The sequence below is a fragment of the Neobacillus sp. NPDC097160 genome (assembly GCF_044762155.1).
Taxonomy (GTDB): Bacteria; Bacillota; Bacilli; order Bacillales; family Cytobacillaceae; genus Neobacillus.
In genome coordinates, this window is sequence record NZ_JBIWDU010000015.1 from 1 (window position 1) to 15367 (window position 15367).

18 protein-coding genes are annotated in these 15367 nt (G+C 38.0%); 5 read left to right on the forward strand and 13 right to left on the reverse strand.

From position 1 onward, the window contains the following. Nucleotides 1–167: 167 nt before the first annotated feature. From ACIQXV_RS20035 to ACIQXV_RS20045, 3 genes are all read right to left on the reverse strand, one after another. Entirely contained in the window at nt 168–518 is a 351-nt protein-coding gene (locus ACIQXV_RS20035; RefSeq protein ID WP_402961784.1) for an AAA family ATPase, read from the reverse strand. A gap of 201 nt (nt 519–719) precedes the next feature. Further along, the gene (locus ACIQXV_RS20040) at nt 720–1670 is read right to left on the reverse strand and encodes a DUF2628 domain-containing protein (protein WP_483874210.1); all 951 of its coding nucleotides are present in this window, start codon (nt 1668–1670) and stop codon (nt 720–722) included. 52 nt (nt 1671–1722) lie between these two features. Beyond that, the gene (locus ACIQXV_RS20045; protein ID WP_402961479.1) at nt 1723–3675 is read right to left on the reverse strand and encodes a 3'-5' exonuclease; all 1953 of its coding nucleotides are present in this window, start codon (nt 3673–3675) and stop codon (nt 1723–1725) included. Between the two features lie 216 nt (nt 3676–3891). Between ACIQXV_RS20045 and ACIQXV_RS20050 the strand changes: the two genes are divergently transcribed. Then, the gene (locus ACIQXV_RS20050; protein WP_402961481.1) at nt 3892–4266 is read left to right on the forward strand and encodes an ABC transporter ATP-binding protein; all 375 of its coding nucleotides are present in this window, start codon (nt 3892–3894) and stop codon (nt 4264–4266) included. A gap of 73 nt (nt 4267–4339) precedes the next feature. After that, nucleotides 4340–4876 carry a hypothetical protein gene (locus ACIQXV_RS20055; RefSeq protein WP_402961483.1) on the forward strand — a complete coding sequence of 179 codons (537 nt, stop codon included), beginning with the start codon at nt 4340–4342 and terminating at the stop codon, nt 4874–4876. On the opposite strand, the gene ACIQXV_RS20060 is transcribed toward ACIQXV_RS20055, so the two are convergent. The 5 genes from ACIQXV_RS20060 to ACIQXV_RS20080 all read right to left on the reverse strand — a co-directional run bounded on the left by ACIQXV_RS20060 (nt 4873) and on the right by ACIQXV_RS20080 (nt 7577). Continuing rightward, nucleotides 4873–5061: a hypothetical protein gene (locus ACIQXV_RS20060; RefSeq protein WP_402961485.1), complete on the reverse strand. Its 189-nt coding sequence runs from the start codon at nt 5059–5061 to the stop codon at nt 4873–4875. The two genes, ACIQXV_RS20055 and ACIQXV_RS20060, sit on opposite strands and share 4 nt — an antisense overlap. Nucleotides 5062–5444: 383 nt before the next feature. After that, nucleotides 5445–5903: a DUF2269 family protein gene (locus tag ACIQXV_RS20065; protein WP_402961787.1), complete on the reverse strand. Its 459-nt coding sequence runs from the start codon at nt 5901–5903 to the stop codon at nt 5445–5447. Nucleotides 5904–5917: 14 nt separating this feature from the next. Next, nucleotides 5918–6646: an NAD(P)-dependent oxidoreductase gene (locus tag ACIQXV_RS20070; RefSeq protein WP_402961487.1), complete on the reverse strand. Its 729-nt coding sequence runs from the start codon at nt 6644–6646 to the stop codon at nt 5918–5920. A gap of 339 nt (nt 6647–6985) precedes the next feature. Continuing rightward, entirely contained in the window at nt 6986–7318 is a 333-nt protein-coding gene (locus ACIQXV_RS20075) for a winged helix-turn-helix transcriptional regulator (RefSeq protein ID WP_402961489.1), read from the reverse strand. Nucleotides 7319–7451: 133 nt separating this feature from the next. Continuing rightward, nucleotides 7452–7577, reverse strand: a complete 126-nt coding sequence (locus tag ACIQXV_RS20080; protein ID WP_402961491.1) for a hypothetical protein — start codon at nt 7575–7577, stop codon at nt 7452–7454. Between the two features lie 208 nt (nt 7578–7785). Between ACIQXV_RS20080 and ACIQXV_RS20085 the strand changes: the two genes are divergently transcribed. Beyond that, nucleotides 7786–8106, forward strand: coding sequence for a hypothetical protein (locus ACIQXV_RS20085; RefSeq protein WP_402961493.1), 321 nt, complete (start codon nt 7786–7788; stop codon nt 8104–8106). Between the two features lie 189 nt (nt 8107–8295). Here ACIQXV_RS20085 and ACIQXV_RS20090 read toward each other — a convergent pair whose 3' ends face one another. The 3 genes from ACIQXV_RS20090 to ACIQXV_RS20100 all read right to left on the reverse strand — a co-directional run bounded on the left by ACIQXV_RS20090 (nt 8296) and on the right by ACIQXV_RS20100 (nt 9320). Next, nucleotides 8296–8589, reverse strand: a complete 294-nt coding sequence (locus ACIQXV_RS20090; protein ID WP_402961495.1) for a hypothetical protein — start codon at nt 8587–8589, stop codon at nt 8296–8298. Nucleotides 8590–8801: 212 nt separating this feature from the next. Next, the gene (locus ACIQXV_RS20095) at nt 8802–8969 is read right to left on the reverse strand and encodes a hypothetical protein (RefSeq protein WP_402961497.1); all 168 of its coding nucleotides are present in this window, start codon (nt 8967–8969) and stop codon (nt 8802–8804) included. A 183-nt stretch (nt 8970–9152) separates the two neighbouring features. Then, on the reverse strand, nt 9153–9320 hold the full coding sequence (locus tag ACIQXV_RS20100; protein WP_402961499.1) for a hypothetical protein: 168 nt from the start codon (nt 9318–9320) through the stop codon (nt 9153–9155). Nucleotides 9321–9600: 280 nt separating this feature from the next. Between ACIQXV_RS20100 and ACIQXV_RS20105 the strand changes: the two genes are divergently transcribed. Then, complete coding sequence (locus ACIQXV_RS20105; protein WP_402961501.1) at nt 9601–11739, forward strand: AAA family ATPase; 2139 nt, start codon at nt 9601–9603, stop codon at nt 11737–11739. Further along, nucleotides 11732–12760 (forward strand): 5-methylcytosine-specific restriction endonuclease system specificity protein McrC, encoded by a 1029-nt coding sequence (gene mcrC / locus ACIQXV_RS20110; RefSeq protein WP_402961503.1) that lies wholly within the window; start codon nt 11732–11734, stop codon nt 12758–12760. Before ACIQXV_RS20105 ends, mcrC begins: the two co-directional genes overlap by 8 nt. An 82-nt stretch (nt 12761–12842) precedes the next feature. Here mcrC and ACIQXV_RS20115 read toward each other — a convergent pair whose 3' ends face one another. Both ACIQXV_RS20115 and ggt read right to left on the reverse strand, forming a co-directional pair. Further along, nucleotides 12843–13154 (reverse strand): DUF2726 domain-containing protein, encoded by a 312-nt coding sequence (locus ACIQXV_RS20115; RefSeq protein WP_402961505.1) that lies wholly within the window; start codon nt 13152–13154, stop codon nt 12843–12845. A 36-nt stretch (nt 13155–13190) separates the two neighbouring features. Continuing rightward, nucleotides 13191–14957: a gamma-glutamyltransferase gene (gene ggt / locus ACIQXV_RS20120; RefSeq protein ID WP_402961507.1), complete on the reverse strand. Its 1767-nt coding sequence runs from the start codon at nt 14955–14957 to the stop codon at nt 13191–13193. Nucleotides 14958–15367 lie beyond the last annotated feature (410 nt).

Consider the following 15367-nt stretch of genomic DNA (forward strand, 5'->3'; position numbering starts at 1 on the left):
TTTATTTTATTTGCAACAATTTTAAAATGATTTGAATTTTCACAAGCAGGAAAAGCGCGAAAAAAGGATGAAACCTTCATTTCATCCACCTACTTTTTATATGATTTTTTTTGAAAGATTTACCATCTAAAATGGTAAGTCATTTGGGGTCCATAAAAAATGACCTTTTAATCCTTCAGTAATTCATCTATATATGTTATTGCTCCTATAAGCCGATTCTCGTAATCTCCATGTAAGTTTTTATACTGAATGTTTTGTTTGTTTAATAATGTCTTTAAGTGTTGATTATACTTAGTTCTTGCTTCAGCTTCGCCATGAACTCTTAGTCCATCATCGACCCTCTGAACGTCAGGTTCAAGGAAAAGCCAAAGATCGTAGTCCTGCCGTTTAGCTATTTCATCTAATACAGGCTGATTCACTCGATTATATAGATTGGAGTAAAATTGTGTTACGATTGCTTCCGTATCGATAAACACTAGTTTATTCGCCTTTTCAATCGCTTCGAGTAATTCATTTATTAGAAAATTAACTCCTTGGCAATGCTAAACAAAAAAGGGGCTGTCCAATAAGTCAGGCAAATGACCATTGGCAGCCCCTCATAAATTTTTACTGGTTAAAAGTGCCACAGAGATGGTTCTAACTGTTCCTAGTGAGGATCGTCCTGTCCACAAGCACAGTCCCCTTGTGCTCCTTCGTAAGGATAAAACAGGTCTGAACAATTAGTTAACAATATTACTTTCGTTTGAAGTAAATATCATATCTAACAAAGAATTTATTTCATCATCAGATATAACCACTCCATTAACCTTTGACGAATGAATCTCAAAAGAATTATCTGTTAAGACAAAATCAATTATAACTTCTACATCTTTACCTGCTTGATCTGCAATTCCTGTAAAGCGAATGACATCAAATGGACTGTTTGAAGAAACGTATTCCCTATGAGGTTCCGCAAAGAAATCATTGAATCCTTCACCAATCGTGGTAGTAGGATATTCATAAAAAGAACCATCTTTAACCACTGAGATTTGGTCTATATTGGTAGGAAGCAAAAAAGCGGACACGATCCCGTACAAGAATATTATAACGAGAGTAATAGCTACCCCTAACCAACTAGTTCCTCCTTTTCTTTTTAACCAAGTTCTCTTTTGCTCCAAATTATATGGTTGAAGTTTTAATTTATCAATATTTTTATTTGTATGTTTTAAATAATAGTAGTTTCCAAATAAACTCAATAAAATAGTTAAAGGAAATAGTAATAGATTTTGAATAGGATCGAATAAGTAAGTTTCCTCTGAAAATTGATATTGTATGAGATAGAAAGAGAAATCGACCAAGAAGTATATAACGGCAATAAAGACTACTGGTATATACATTTTTCTGTAGCCAAACCAAAATGGTCCTAAAAAGAATGCAGCCCAGTTCCAGCTAATCTTTGAATTTTTACTTTCTAGTTTGTTCCACTTGTTAATGTAATAATCATTGTTCTTTCCTACAAATAATTCCTCAAATTCTGATTCCAATAAATCATCATCACATAATATTTGTTCCTTATAATCTATCTGTGTAACTCCTGAAGGAATTACCATATCCTTGGAAATAGCTTTGCCGCACTTTGGACAAAATGCATCCTCCACATCCAATAAATTACCGCAATATCGACAATACAAGTCTATCCCCTCATTCCTTTATTCAATGCCACTGGGTCTGTTCTCACGGTTTTTAGTAAGGATACGACCTGTCACAAGAACTGTTCCCATGGACTCTTAATTGATTTTCTCTTATCCCATTATTTTTCTGAAGCCTTTTTTGCAAGATTCCATCCAAATACTGTGTAAATTCAGATTCACCGGAATAGGACAAGCATAGATATTCCTTCGCCCTTGTCATTCCAATATAAAATAAGGAAACCTCCCTCTCCTTATCGTCCTCAAGTGGGAATGGCATGGAATCAATATTGACGATGAATACCGCTTGGAAGTCCAGACCTTTGCTGCTGTCGATGGTACTAATTTTGATCTTCCCATCATCCTTTTTAAAAGAACGCTTGGAGACGTCATTCTCCGTAATCCAATAAAATGGTAAGTCAGACTCTTGTAACGATCGCTTGATAGTATCAATGATTGGATATTTATGAGTTCTTTTTACTCGATACAAAATCAACATGTCCTCAAAAGGAACTTTCCGCTCTTCATGCAGTTTTTTCATTTGTCTGGCAACCAATCTCATTTCATCAAAGAAATTTCCTGCCTTAATAATGCCAGGCTCCGGTCCTTTCCGTTTTGTGCTTTGCGGGGCGATAATTTCTCCTTCGAGATCCCGATTGACAACCTTATTTTTAAACATCGAGTGCTCCCGGTAAAAATCCCACGCAAACTTGACGATTTGCTGTGTATTTCGATAGTTGATGGACAACACTTTTGACCGGCCTTGAAAGCTTAATCCAGTATCCTGCAAATACGACCGTTTCCGCCGATAAATGGTCTGGGCCCGATCCTCAACCAATAAAAGCGACTGCGTATCCGTGTTTAGCAGAAGACTGACAAGCCGCAGCCAATCAGCATCAAAATCTTGCCCTTCATCAATTAAAATCGCATCATACGAAGGCAGAATGGTTTCCTTCCTCTCAATTTTATCGATTATTTCTGACAGGTTTTGTTCTCTGATTTTTAACTCATTCTTTAACCAAGCATGAAAATTTCTCACAATAATATTTTGATTATGTATCGGCCTTGCATTAGGATCAAAATCAAATAAATCCTCTGGCTCATTCAACATATGATTGATCATTTGCTGAATCGCGTTGGCCAAAGAAATGTTGTAGCAAAGGATAAGGATCTTCCAATCGGGATTTTGTTTCGCTAACAGCTTCGCCCGGCTGGCCAGAATAATCGTCTTCCCGCTGCCAGCGACACCACGAATCAAACGGTTCTTATCGCCAATCTGTTTCGCTAAATTCTCCTGATGAAGATCCATCGTCTTAATGTCATGTAAGGACAAAAGCAGTTGATCCTGATACGGGACCGGTGCCTTAAATTCGGCACTAATCCGGACTTCAGGAAATAAATGATAGCGGATGGCATTGATGTCCTCGATGGAAAGTGGTTCCTTTAATCGATATGGCACAACAAACATATTCATGATCTTTTCCATCAAGATTTCTTCCGAAAACCCCTCATTTTCGGGATCGATTTCATCTCTTGCCAAGCACAAGTTGGGGTCAATTACTGAATAAAGTCCATCTTTAATAAAATCCTTGGTATACAATCTAGTAAAAACAACCCCGTGGCCATATGGAAACTTCAATTTCAATTTATATTTACCATCTGCTTTGATTAGGTTTTTATCTTTTTTCAGGACATCCGCAATTTTAAACATGTAGTCCCTCACCTGATTCATTGGGCTTGGGATTATAGTTTGATCACCATTTGTTGCGACGATATGCCATTCATCATGATTAATTTGCAAAAGTGTATTTCTTGTATAATCCTTCACTTCCAGCACAACCATCCCAAGATCAGGCCCTATTATCACAAAATCAGGCTTCCTCCCTTGGATTTCCGGCTCAAAATAGACAATATAATCATCTGGTAAATAGTTTTTTACGGTTCGAAAAAACAGCCGCTCACCAGCAGTAGCAGTCGATCTAATTGTCTCAGGAATTGTAATTGCCATGATAACCGCTCCAAAAATTGCATTTTTCTCCATTATACTACAAATAGGACAAATCAACCTAAAACAAACAGGTATATACTCCTTTTTATTTAACAATTTTCTACTAATACAAACAAAATTAACCAAAAGTATTGTCTTTTTGGACTATTATTTTGATAATAGAATGGAAGAAATGATCGTACATACATAGAAAATATAAGAACTCAGGAAAGTGGAGTGGAAATTTTGTTAAAAGGAATCTTTGATAAATTATTTAAGGGAAACCAACCCGCAGCACGGTCGATTAGCCCCGCTGAAGTAGAAGCGTTAGTAGATGAAAAAATTAGGGAGCATGCTGCAACACTGGAGTACACAAAAAAAGATATATCCGAGCAAAAACTGCCAGCTGATCAAGAGGATTACACATTAAGCCCGAAACAAATTGAATATGCCCTTTCTTTAATCGACAAAATTAAAAATGAATTCGAATTGGCCATTAATCCGTCAACTTTAACAATAAAAGATTTAAATAGATTAATTGCTTATAATCGGTATAAAAATAAGGGGACACTTGTTAACCTGGTGAAAAAAGGGGTGTTAAAGAAAATATAACTCTCGCTTAAAAAATCCATTTTTTCCCTCAGATAGCATTTATAAAAATATTTAGAAAGGGGTTGCCTCTTTAATGAAGCATGATTATGAAAAATTGGATGAATCTAAAAAAATACTTTATAAGATAGCGCATGGAATAGATCCTATCACTAATGCTCCAATTAAGAATGAAAGTTTTATTAATGATCCAAGGGTAATAAGATCGCTGTTTTTTCTAGTTGATTACATAGATGCTGAACTAGCCAAAATACCTCGTTCAAAAAAAGGAGACTTTTTTATCACCAAAGAACAAAAAAGTCATGTTAAATTTCCATCCGGCGAAATTGGCATTAATGATTGCGCTAAGGCAATAAATGATGTTATTGATATCCGTCTTGTTAAACGGATTAGTGGGACTATGATCAATAAACAGTTGAAAAAGATGGGAATCTTAAATGAAGTCAAAACTGAGGACGGGAAAATTAGAACTATTACGAATGAGAAATCTGAAGGATATGGAATCATTTCTAGAATAAGATTTTTTGATAATAGGCAATATGAACAAGTTTTGTTTAATGATCTTGGGAAAAAGTTTCTCATAGAAAATTTAGAAAAAATCTTAAACTATTAATATTTTTCTTTTACTTTCCAATCCAGCTCCATAATTTGAAAATCCCCAATCCTAATAAGTGGAAGGGGATTACTTGCTTTCCGTTCAAAATGATAATGAAGCTGGTACTCACATATTTCTTTAGTCCAGTTGTATAATTGGTCTTCCTCTGCTTTTCCTACTTCAAAGTTTAACGTAAAAATCATTATTTACATACGTATTTTCTCTGTTTCATCTGAACTTTCTAACAAGTAGATTTTGAAATGTTAATTTCCGCTAGATTCGATTTTCAAAACAGGTTCATTTAATTTAACGTAAAATATGGATTTGCGGGGTGTTTTTAATCAATTTTTATTTTAAAGCAACATTGATAATAACTAGCCTAAAACAGATTTTATTGGGAAACTGCGAATTTCTATGAATCTCCCTTCAAGGTTGGCCCCCATAATATCACCTCTTTACCATGGGGATCATTTGTGATCTGTCAAGGAGGGATAAATTTTAAAAAAAGCTCCCTTCATTATCATAGATCCTCGGGTTCTGATGCGTTAGTGGTCAAAATGTGGTCAAGTTGTTCCCGTCGGCTTCTTTAAAATGGCTTAACGACCATAAGCACCAATATGGCAATCATAAGCAGCTGTGCCGCCGTCTCGATTGGTACGATCTTTTTCATCAACAGTCCGATCTCGGCGGGTATTTCATTACCCTGGTCTTGACTTTCAGATACGATCTTTATGATCTTTTTCATACGCGGCTCGATCAATCCATCGATCAGGACGACCATGAGCAGCGATAAGAGGAAGGATACATTCAGCCACATTTGGGATAACCCCATCTTGGTTATGATCATAAGCCAAACCCCGGTTATAATAAGTATGGCTCCGCCAATTTTAGGTATTATGGCAAGCTTGGTCGTTATACCAAAAGCAAAGCGCAGCTGACCGACGGTTCTAGCGGATCTTCGAATGATGGGCATCATGAAAGCGGGACCAATTATGGCGATCGAAGCCAATATATGCAAAACGAGCAGTAATCCAAACAAACCGATTATCTCCCTTCTCCTCAGTGCATCAGAATATCGCTTTGATAGGCTAGACCGACCCTTTTTCTTTTAAACGATCCTCCGAGCTCTATATGGTCCAGCATACATTTCGCGACATCGTCATAAGTAACATCCAGCTCTTGAAGTCGGCTGAACAAGTGACGGGCTATATCTGCCTCGGAATATTCCTTGATCGTCTCCGGAATCGGAACGGGCAAGGTTTCCGTTGTTACATGCAGATGAGCCGGATCTGGATGCTCTATCGAATCAATCATTGTACCCGGACACATAATGGACCAATCGAGTTGAGTCTGCTGTAGCCGTTCGAAATTCCGGTTGTGATTTTTATACTCAGGCGGGAAGCCGGGTAAATTGTTGCCGATAAGATCAGTATATGGAATAACCAGCAGTCCGGCTCCTCCCATTATCCATACCCGCCCAGAGAAACTAGGTTGGAATTCACATTGGCTTATAATGTTATCGACGATACGAACAAACTCTTCTCCCTGGCCTGCATGACCGGCTGCAATAATAGCGGCGTCTTGATGCGCGAGCGCCTCACCAACGCTGACCGGGTCCATAATATCGTCCACGATCACCTTCACATGCTGTGCGGAATGCTCACCTAGTTGATCATAAAGCTTCTCAGAATTTCGCACAAATGCGGTCATTTCATGCCCCATTTTTATCCCATGCGCCAACACTCTTTTTCCTGTATTCCCCGTCGCTCCAAAAACAATAATTTTCATTGTTTTTTCCTCCTCTTAAATGACTCCTAATATTTGGTTAACTCAAGCTTAGCATCGTTTTAATATTATGTTAAGAACCCACTTTAAAGTAAGGTACTTACTTAAAAGTAAGCATGACAAAATGGGATGACTTAATTGTTCACGCGGAGTTCGGAGGACAGGAAATTTCTAAAGACAGATTGGCGACAATCCTACACTATCAGGAGTTTTATTAACACAAACCCGATAATTAATTCATAACAGGAGTGCCGACTGTAGGTAAACAAAAGCTGCCCGGTATCCCGTGGCAGCATTTGTTTTGAGTTGATTGAATTAGTGTACCAGTTCATTGAACCAGCTTTAAGACGCTGATTCTTTATATTTCCGCTTATTATGATTTTCTCCCCAAGCACACATGACTTCTGCTACAGGGATCAATGTTTTGCCGTATTCACTTAGGGAATATTCTACTTTTGGAGGGATGGTAGGGTAGATCGTTCTATCGACTATGCCTTCTCGTTCCAAATCACGGAGATGTTGTGAAAGCATTTTTTGTGAAACATCAGGTATTAGCTTTTCCAGATCGTTGAATCGCTTATTGGATTCAATCAAATGCCATAAAATCATTGGTTTCCATTTGCCACCTAAAACATGAATGAGTGTCTCAACTGGACATTCAAGCTGATGAATCATTGATAAATCATCCCCTTACTTTTAAGTAAGTGCATTATCTAAAGTAAACATTTAACAAAATTTTACAAGAGATATACAAACAAGTCAATCAAATAAAACTTAAAAGGATAAAAAAGGATTGTAGAAGTGGCTTTCAGGAACAAATATAGTTCTGGGCTTTTACGATTGCCGAAATTAGTTGCAAGGTAGAATGTACGTTCACTTCTAACCGATTGCCTAAAATAAATATATCCATTCCATCTTCCAATGATGCCAGCATTCATTGAATTCCACCCCTATTTGGTTTTGACTTTCGACCACTACATTCGACAATATCCGAGAAATCCCTTTCACACATCTCTAAATCATGGTAAATTTCTTTCATAACGAGAAATATAATTTAAGAATATAGCTATGCGACTGTCGAACTAATAATTTGGTATAGAACAAGGATGAAATGTTAAAAAAAATAAGTTGGTGAAGCAGATATGAGTATAAATTTATCAGAGGTACAAATGGCGGAAGTCAAACGAATCGTTGAAAAGGAATTTTTGATAAAAGCGATCGTACCAACCGATGACTATCTATTTATCAACTGTTTTGCAAATAGACATAAAGAAATTGTCTATTATCATTTGTTTGCAGAAAATGATACACTGATTATCCGCTGCTATGCACGTGTGTTTGACAGTTTAGGTCTGACCATAATGATCAAAAGCACAGCAAAGAAGCTATTTGACTATTTGGTCAACCAGACAGGCTTAAAATACACAAAGTATATTGAAAACGGGGTTGTTTGGAATTTTTAAAAAGCTGGGCAATACGGGGAGTTCAAGGATTAAAAATGAGGAGGATCTTTTTTAGTTTATTCAAACTTATAGTAGGATTCGTGGCTTAAGGAACACCCGGAAACCATAACTCGAGAAATAGATATATCGACTTAAGGACAGATGTCAGAAAAATGCCCTCTAAAGCAAGGGCATTTTTTGTAAAAAAACCTATTTGGTGGTATTTGGATTATTGTTGGGGAATAGTTCTTTAGAAAACTCAGTTAATCCAGCTATATTCGGTGTCAGGCTTGTTTTTCCCTTACCAAGATTATTTAATAAATTTTGTATTGGGCGCCCCATATTTCTGTTTCCATTTCTGCCTAATCCATATGCTGCAACACTTAATCCTATACCTAATAAGGAACCCCACATTATCCCCCTATTGTTTCTTCTTCTGCCAAACATATTAAAAAAAGGTTGTCTCCCACCAATATTCATAAGCGCTGTTATCCAGTTATTCAAATTTAAGCACTCCTATCTAAAAAATTCAGGAAGCAAAATTCACTTTCCGAATTTAACTTTAGCTTTAAGGGATCCAAATATGCTGGAAATATATTGGCTTAGTTTAATGTTATAGGATGAATCCAAGATATGACCATCAACTCTTGACGGTCTCATTTCATACTTATTCTTGGTTCATCTTTGCTCAATGATTATACATAGACTTATAACAATCATCTTGCAGTAACATCTTTTACTGCGTTGGAAATACGGTCCACTACTGCTTTTCCAGCATCTTCAACAGCATCAATAGCACTTTTTGGTGCATCGCCTGCTGCTTCAACCCCCTGCATTGTTTTGTTACTCCCCTGATCAATGGCAGATTGATTATGCACAGTCATTCACTTTTCCTCCTTAGACGTATTAAATTAATACAATCCCTTCAATTTTAAAAAAGCTAATTGGTCTATGACAAGTTGTGTTAGTTGAGCCATATTTTGATAAAGTAGACTTCCCTTTTGATTGTCAGTCTCAGTGCAAATCCTTCTAAGCGTGCGTGGGCACGTAAAAACTGTCTATCGTTCTCAACTTGGGTCTACTTCATCAAAAGAAAGTGTTGTCACTTCCGTATATTCGCCTTTATCAATTTCATCTTTGGTGGCAGCCTGCTCCAGCTCTTCGCTGTCATCCATTCCCGGAGCGATTGAAGGCTCAGTATTTCTATTCCTGTACTTTTTTTCATATATAGCCATCTCCTTTTATAAAGCTATTTTAGTACCGAAATGATCAATCCCGACTGTTGTGGCAATTTCTAGATAAACCTTGTTTTAATATACCCGTTTATAACGTTTACAGCGGTTTTCATCAACTATTTTTTTCAAAAGTTAATTCCTTTATAGTGGAAGTAAAAGGTAACTGACTAATGGATTTTTTACACTGTCTACTTAAAGGGGGTAATATCAAAATACATTTGGTAAAATTAAGGTAATCATGCAAATTCGAAAAAATTTTAAGGAGTGGAGAAGCAAAGCTATGAGCAATACATATTTAAAAACAGCCTTTCAAAATTGGATGCGCCGGCAGAAAAAAGCAAATGGTGATCCGTATTCTTCCAATACTATCACCTCGTATATTAATGCGCTTAAAAATGCAACAGCTAAATTGAAGCTTAAAAATGTCCAAAAGGCAGATTTGTTCTATATTACCACTTCTGCTGAATTTGAAGAGATATATCCGATACTTATATCTGCACCGAATTTTGATGAAGTAGATTTAGCCACCAGCAAGAAGGCATTTTCCTATGCACTGATTTTATATGCAAAATTTCTTAAGGAATTGGCAGAGCCATCTTGTTGGATATTTCAAGGGAACCCTAAATATTATGATGTTATTAGTGCTGTAAATGACCTTGATCGAATCACATGGGCTGTAAATCAAAATAAAAAACAGATTAAAAAAGGTGACAAAGCCTATATTTGGCTGTCCGGTACTGGAGGAGGAATCATTGCCGTTGGTACCATTCTCTGTGACCCAAAAATAACGGAACCAGATTTAGATGACCCATACAACCGCAGCAATGAATTAAATAAAGAGCCTTATTTGGCTGCAGAGATTCTGTTTCAAAGGAAGCTTACAAACGTAATAGTCGAAAGGACCACATTACTAGCCGATGAGCGGACGAAACGGATGGAGATCCTAACCTTTCCAGGCGCAACCAATTTTCGTGTAACAAAGGAAGAAGATGAAGTCATAGAAAGCATCATGAATGGAACTTATGAACAAATTCCAGCCACCACTAATACACCGGTTACAAAAAACGACAAAAAACGTTATTGGATTTATGCGCCTGGTGAAGGCTCCAGGCTGTGGGAAGAGTTTTATAACAAAGGGATCATGGGGATCGGCTGGGATGGGCTCGGTGATTTGATGGAATACCCATCTAAAGAGTCAATGAAGACCAAAATGAAAGAAATCTATGGCGAGGAATATTCCTATATAAATGCTGGGCACATGACATGGCAATTCACCAATGAAATGCAAATCGGTGATGTCATTATTGTGAAAAAGGGCCTAAAAAAAATCATCGGCCGTGGAATCATTACATCGGATTATCTGTATGACGATACAAGAAATGAGTACAAGCATATCCGATCTGTCCGCTGGACTCATAAAGGGGAATGGGATCACGAAGGCCAAATCGTCCTAAAAACCCTCACGGATATTACGCCCTATACGGATTACTGCAAAAAGCTCGAAAATATGTTTGCTGAGGAAGCCGAAGTAGAATTAAATCCAGATGATGATAAAGTATCGCAATATGATAGTTATACGGTTCAGGACTTTTTAAACGAAGTGTATATAGAAGAAGAAAGGTATATCACGCTTAAGAACCTCCTGCTCAAAAAGAAAAATCTAATTTTGATGGGTGCACCAGGTGTGGGAAAAACATATGCTGCCGAGCGGCTTGCATTCTCCATTATGGGTGAGAAAGATACGAGTCGAGTTATGGTCATCCAATTTCACCAAAGTTACAGCTATGAAGATTTCATCATGGGTTATCGTCCTACTGAAAAAGGCTTTTCTTTATCCAAAGGAGCATTTTATGAATTTTGTAAAAAGGCAGTACCGGATGATCGCCCATACTTCTTTATCATTGACGAAATCAACCGTGGAAACTTAAGCAAAATATTTGGCGAATTATTGATGCTGATTGAAAACGATAAACGGGGAAAGGATGTCCGGCTGCTCTACTCAGATGAACAATTCTCTGTACCAAAGAACGTCAATATCATAGGTATGATGAATACTGCAGACCGAAGTCTTGCTATGATTGATTATGCACTTCGCCGGCGTTTTGCCTTTTTTGAATTTGAACCCGCCTTTGAAAGCGACGGTTTTAAAAAGTACCAGGCTGCAGTGGCAAGTGAAAAATTTGACCGGTTAATCGATACCGTTGTTACCCTTAATAGCTTGATTACTGAAGATGCTTCCCTTGGTAAAGGATTCCAGATTGGACATAGTTATTTTGTCACCAATGAAACCATTGACGACGAGTGGTTGTCTGAAATCGTTGAATATGAACTTATACCCCTCATTAGTGAATACTGGTTTGACGAACCATCCAAGGTGCAATTATGGACCGGCAAACTCCAGGGGGCCTTACGTGATTAGGATAAAAAATGTATACTATATGCTCGCATATGCCTTTCAAGCACTTAATGAAGCCGAATTTCGAAGTATCCAGGCAGAGGAATTTAAAAACCTCCATGATCTAATGGCAGCGATACTTATTCGGGGTATTGGCAACCAAATCAAACGTGGTTTACATCGGGATTATATAGGACAAACGGAAGCAACAAGCAATTTGCGCGGAAAAATTGACGTGACAAATTCAATTAAACAAAACACCATTCTTGCTCGGCGTATGGTTTGTCATTACGATCAATTTTCCGAAAATACACCATTAAATCAAATATTGAAAACAACCATGCTGCTACTTCTTCGATACGGCGATGTGAAGGAAGAAAATCGGAAGGGGTTACGTAGGCTTACGTATTTTTTTCAAAGTGTGGAAACACTTAATTCATTTTCCATAAACTGGAGCTCGATTATTTATCACCGAAATAATGCGACGTACAAAATGTTAATCAACATCTGCCAGTTGGTCATTAAAGGTCTATTACTAACTACAGAAACTGGCAAATATAAAATGAAAGAGTATCTAGACGACCAGCAAATGCATCGGTTATATGAGAAATTCTTATTGGGCTATTTCAAAAAGGAGTATCCTCAGTATTCTACCAATGCCTCGTATATTAATTGGAACGTTGACGATGGCATAACTGATTTTCTGCCAGCCATGAAATCAGACATCACACTAACCTATGGTTCTAAGACGCTCATTATCGATGCCAAATATTATGGCCGTACCATGCAAACAAATCCATTGTTTAATAATAAATCCATCATATCCGGCAATCTGTATCAAATTTTCACTTATGTTAAAAACAAAGATCGGGACGGCAGCGGCAACGTAAGCGGTGTACTTTTATATGCAAAAACGGAAGAAGAAATAACCCCTGACAACGACTATCAAATTGGCGGGAATCGATTTAGCGTAAAAACACTGGACTTAGGAGAAGATTGGAATGAAATAGAGAAACAGCTTTCAGAAGTTGCAACACTAATGTAATGTAATAAAAAAAACCTCCTCAGGCATTTTGAGGAGGTTTTTTATACTTAAAAGACAAGTATTTTAACATATATTCCTCATATTATGAGCTAATGAATGCAGATACCTTTGTATCCAGCTGAAGAAGATCACTTAAAATTTGTTGAAGTCTATCCTCCTCTTTGCTCCCGGTCGTTTTCATTCTTATGATTGGAATACCGTACTTCTTCAAAATATCATTTTTCATCTGGTCTCGCTTTAGCTGTGCGGGATTATTTGCATGGTAGTGATAACCATCTACCTCAACAGCCAAAACCAGCAGTTTATCCATCTTGTTAAATATAATAAAATCTGTAAGTGTTAAAATATTCTTTGCATACTTGCGTTCTATATCAGAAAGTATTATGAAACACAAGAACCATCCCCCTGCTACAGAGAATGGTCCTCATGGTTACTTTTTACCTTTTAGATTGATGCCGATTGCGGCTCCGTTGCGGCTGGAGTCAGCTACTCCTTTAAAGGTGTTGTTTTGATGGTCGATTAAGATGCTTTGGACGTTTCCGATTGTAGTAGGCTCAGCTCCAAATTTATGGCCCATGCTGTTTAGCTGGTTGAGGACCTCTGTTGGAATTCCAGCTTCGTACCGATAGGAGTTTAGGTTGTTCGTATATATTCTTGGTTCCTCTACAGCTTGCTTCAGTTCCATATCATACTCAATAGCATACAGAATGGTCTGCAGCACAGATGTAATAATGGTGGTTCCGCCAGGGGATCCCACGGTTAAAACGGGTTTACCGTCCTTGAAGACAATGGTTGGCGTCATACTGCTTAATGGACGCTTATTGGGCTGCACTTCATTTGCGCCTCCTGGAATGGCATCAAAATCGGTTAATTCATTATTTAACATAAAACCATAGCCGGGAACCATGATGCCGGTCCCGAATACTTGTTCAATGGTGGTCGTATAGGAAACGACATTTCCCCATCTGTCCGTAACCGTGAAATGGGTCGTTTCCCCAGGTTTTTGGTCATTCGGCTGTTTCGTAGGCTGGTAGTTTGCTTGAGTTGATTCATACTTCCACGGATCACCTGCTTGGGGTTTAAGGTTAACGCGATCTAGACTAATGAGTTTTTGCCGTTCCTTAATATAGTCTGGATGTACAAGCCCCTTTAGCGGTACTTCCACGAATTCAGGGTCTCCAGCATAGGCAGCGCGATCTGCGTATGCTAGATGCATGGTCTCTGCCAATAGATGATATTTTTCCCAAGCTTTCACATCATATTGTGAAAGATCAAAACCGTCCAAAATTTTTAGCATTTGTAATAGGAATACCCCGCCTGAGCTTGGTGGTGGCATACTGGCAATCTGATAGCCGTGGTAATCACCCCAGATTGGCTTATCAACTGTCACATCATATTTTTTTAAATCTTCAATTGTCATAGCACCGCCAAATTTTTGCACCGTACTGGCCAGTGCTTCAGCAATCGATCCCTTATAAAAGGCGTCTGGACCTTTAGCACGAATCAATTTGAAAGTTTTGGCTAAATCCCTTTGTACAAGAATATCTCCCTCTTTAAGCGGTTTTCCCTTTGGCAGAAAGACGTTCTTCGCCGCTGTTTTGGACAGGGTTTCCTTGGTATCTTCAATTGCACCAGCAAGTACTGAATCGATTGGGAAGCCTTTATCGGCAAGTTTAATCGCCGGTCCAATCAGTGCCTCCATAGGCCGGGTTCCCCATTTTTCCAAGGCTGTTTCCAGTCCTTTTAACGTCCCGGGTACTCCAACCGCTTTACCACCTGTTGAACGTATGTCAAATGGGATGGGATTTCCTTTCTCGTCTAAAAACATATCAGGTGTAGCTCCCTGTGGGGCGCGTTCCCGGCTATTAATGATGGTGGTTTCTTTGGTTTTTCCATCATAAACCATCATAAATCCACCACCGCCGATCCCTGACATCATGGGCTCCACCACGTTTAATGCGAACTGAATGGCCACAGCCGCATCCATCGCATTTCCACCTGTTCTTAGCACTTCAGCTCCAATTTCAGATGCAAACGGATGGGCAGTCGCCACCATTCCATCCTTTCCGACTGCTACCTGGCTGTACTTTCCATAATCAAAGTCGTTCTCTTTCGCCAGTGCGCTAAAAGGGAGTGTCCCTACAAGCAAGAGGACACCCAATAAAACTGTAAAACCAGCTTTCCATAAACCCTTCATCCTTTTCCCTCCCCATGTAGTATGGTTACAAATCTATTCTATCAAGAGGACAGAAAAATCTGAATTTTTATATTCATATTTTTCCATTTTTGATTATAAATTCCTATATCAATTAATCCTAAAGTCATCATTTTGTTTGAAAATGGCTTTGCTACTGACTATTCAGCTCCTCCTTTGCTTTCTATAAAATTCATTTATTACCATCAAATCCCATATAAAATAAATAGTTCAATTTATTTACCTTCGTTTATGAAAAGAGAAGATAATTTATAACTTTACATATAACTCTCTAAAGTAATCGCTTTGGATGGTCAAAAACTTCTCAACCTCTACGATTCAGCGTAGTTAAAACTCTATAATCAAATCGTATTAGGAAGGTGGTCCACCTTGTTTCTTTTTTTACAACATTT